Annotated in this window: 4 protein-coding genes and 1 pseudogene; 2 read left to right on the top strand and 3 right to left on the bottom strand. The window is 64.7% G+C overall.

The window, feature by feature from the left end; all coding sequences use genetic code 11:
- The 3 genes from AC5RWT_RS36325 to AC5RWT_RS36315 all read right to left on the bottom strand — a co-directional run.
- Nucleotides 1–214: DUF998 domain-containing protein (locus tag AC5RWT_RS36325; protein WP_494084454.1), on the bottom strand; the 214-nt coding region annotated here is incomplete at its 3' end.
- Entirely contained in the window at nucleotides 211–672 is a 462-nt protein-coding gene (locus AC5RWT_RS36320; RefSeq protein ID WP_494084453.1) for an SRPBCC family protein, read from the bottom strand. The genes AC5RWT_RS36325 and AC5RWT_RS36320, both read right to left, overlap by 4 nt.
- Entirely contained in the window at nucleotides 669–1010 is a 342-nt protein-coding gene (locus tag AC5RWT_RS36315) for an ArsR/SmtB family transcription factor (RefSeq protein WP_494084452.1), read from the bottom strand. The genes AC5RWT_RS36320 and AC5RWT_RS36315 overlap by 4 nt, the downstream gene beginning before the upstream one ends.
- A 505-nt stretch (nucleotides 1011–1515) precedes the next feature.
- Between AC5RWT_RS36315 and AC5RWT_RS36310 the strand changes: the two genes are divergently transcribed.
- Together AC5RWT_RS36310 and AC5RWT_RS36305 are read left to right on the top strand one after the other, a co-directional pair.
- Nucleotides 1516–1956, top strand: a complete 441-nt coding sequence (locus AC5RWT_RS36310) for an SRPBCC family protein (RefSeq protein WP_494084451.1) — start codon at nucleotides 1516–1518, stop codon at nucleotides 1954–1956.
- Between the two features lie 386 nt (nucleotides 1957–2342).
- A pseudogene (locus AC5RWT_RS36305) lies at nucleotides 2343–2887 on the top strand (recombinase family protein); the annotation flags it as partial.

The following is a 2887-nucleotide window of genomic DNA, read 5'->3' as shown; positions in this document are numbered from 1 at the left end:
GGCGTAGGCCCAGCGCGCCGGCGGTGAAGCCGACGCCGGCAAGAACAAAGGTCAGCATCTGGATCCAGCCGGCCCCGCCGAGTGAGAGCGCGCTCGGCGGCTGCTGGCGGGGATCGAACCCGGCGCGTAGTGCGGCTTGCAGCAGGGAGGAGACAACGAAGAATGGTCCGGCGGCCGCGCCGGCGAGCAGCAGGTGTCGCGGGCTCGTGTTCACGCGGAGGGTCCCTTCGTCATGAGCGAGGCGATGTAGGCCGCGTTCCGCTCCAGTGCCGTGCTCCAGCCGGCGCGGGCCTCGGGGGTCCGCATGGCTGGCGGCAGGCCCCGCTGTATCGTCACGACCTGGGTCGTGTGCTCGCTGAGCTCGGCGAACGTGATCTCGGTGAACACCTCCGAGTCCAGTTCGCGCCACGACAGATACCGGGGCGGGTCGACATCGACGTAGACCGCTCGCATCGTGTAGGTGTCACCGCTGTGATCGCTGACCATCGTGGTCTCAAACGCGCCGCCCGGCCGCAGGTCGACAACGATGCTCTCGAGCGGGGTGTGCGTGCCTCGCGGACCCCAAAAGTGGGTTAGGTGCTCCCGGGTGGTCATCACCGCGAACACCAGCTCACGAGGTGCGTGGTGCACGGCTTGGACGGTGAAGTTCTCGTCGGTCAGGTGCTCGCTCACTGCTGTTCCTCCTGCAGTCGGGCCAGGTGCTGGCTGAGTCGGTCGTGGCGGTCGACCCACTCCCGGCGCTGAGCGTCGACCCAGGTCAGGACCTCGACCAGTCGGTCGATCTCGAGGCTGGCCGGGCGGGCCTGGGCCTGTCTGCGCCGCGACACCAAGCCGGCTTCCTCGAGCACCCGCAGGTGCCGCGACACGGCCTGTTGAGTCAGGTCGAACTGCTCGGTCAGCTCCTTGACTGTGGCGTCGGCGCCGGCCAGCTGGTGCACGATTGCCACCCTTGTCGGGTCTGCCAGCGCAGCGAAGATGCGTACCAACGTGTCAGTTCTTCCTCGATCCACAACAGAATTCTTGCACAACGATTCTGTTGTGTACAGGCCTGTTTAGTCTCCCGCAAGCTTCCGCATAACGGCTGGTGGTCAACTCGGGCAAGCAGGCGATGCGGGTTGCCGCCACCGCCCTCAACAAATCCGGCGCCCGCTATTACGACGCCACAATCGGCCGCTCCACTCACCCCGGCCCCTGAAACCAGGAAGCCAACCGCTAGGAATGCGCACAATGTACCCCCGCGAGCTTTACCGATCCAACGGGACTTGCAGCAGTGGACGAGGGCATGCGAACGACCATCGTCCAAGGCGCTATCGGTGGAGCTACCCTCGGTATGGGAAGATCCTCCGGAGGGCCGGCAAGTTGTGCCGTTCCAGAAGGCGCCTCCCGTTCCAAAGCCCCACCCCGCAAGCAAGCGTCCGCCCTCGGTCCACGTGCAGGCAGCAGGACAGATTGACGGACTCCGTCGCCAGTGGGATATTGAGCGCGCTTATTAGGTCGACTAAAGGAGTTAGACCTATGTGGACAACGGAGTATACGGCCACCACCGACGTCGAGTCGACCGCGATCTGGGGCGCATTGCGGGACCTGCACAGCGGCATCCCCTTGGGCGAGCACAGCGACCGCTTCGAGCTGCACGGCCCCTTCGGGGTCGGCACGGAGGTGTCGGTGACCCCGCAGGGGCAGGATACGATGCGCTCGGTGATCGTTGAGCTCGACGAAGGACGCAGCTACGCCGACCGCACCAGTTTCGGCGACCTGACGCTGCTCTTCCGACACACCCTCACACCGGTGGGCGGCGGCGGCACCCGCGTCACCCACCGGTTGGAGATCTCCGGCCCCGGCGCCGACGAGGTCGGCCCGGAACTCGGCCCGCAGATCAGCAGCGATTTCCCGGTCACCATGACTGAGCTGATCGCCGCTGCCCGCGCCCGCGGTGCAGGCCCGCTCGGCGGCTAGGAGACGTCGGAGCACTATGATCTATTCTTTGGTAGTTCTGACCAATGCGGGCAGTCACCTCCTCGCTCTCGACGCCGCTTACTCCAGCGCGAATCCGAACCTGAGTCCTTTTCCGGCATGCGAGTCTCCGCTAAGTTCATCTCTGATGCAGAAAATACACGTGCCGCGACATGATCATAGGAATTGCTCCGCCCGACCCGATGGCTCGCCCATTGGTCTGCAAAGTTTGGCTTTAGTGCGGTCCCGTAAGCCGGTCCCTCACCGCGACACTTGAGGACCACTCCCCCGCCGGCCAAAATTTCATACAAGCACTGACTTCTTGGATTCGCGTATAGCCCGCCCGCAAAAAAGCCCGGTGAAGGTGTCCTAAACGCTACAGTTGGAGCATGTCTGCGCACATCATCGGCTACGCCCGCGTCTCGACCAACGAGCAGGACTCACCGCCCAAAGAAATGGGCTCGCCGCACTGGGTGTGCCCGACGACAGGATCTACACCGACCACGGGCTCACCGGCACCAACCGCGACCGGCCGGGCCTGCGCGAAGCCCTCGCCGCCGTCCGCGCCGGCGACACCCTGGTCATCACCAAACTCGACCGTCTCGCCCGATCCCTGCCCGACGCCCGCGACATCGTCGAAGAACTGACAAAGAAGAAAGTGAAGCTGAGCATCGGCGGATCCGTGCACGACCGACCGACCCGGTCGGGCGGCTGCTCTTCAACGTCCTAGCCATGGTCGCCGAATTCGAATCCGACCTCATCCGTGCCCGCACCCGCGAAGGCATGCAGGTCGCCAAGGCCAAGGGCCGGCTCCGTGGCAAACAGCCCAAACTCTCCAAAAGCCAGGAAGCCCACCTCGTCTCCCTATATAAGGGAGGACAACACACCACCACAGAGATCGCCGAGCTCTTCAAGGTCGCCCGAAGTACCGTGT

Source organism: Arthrobacter sp. Dra40 (genome assembly GCF_059091905.1).
This window is presented reverse-complemented; position numbering and strand designations above follow the sequence as displayed.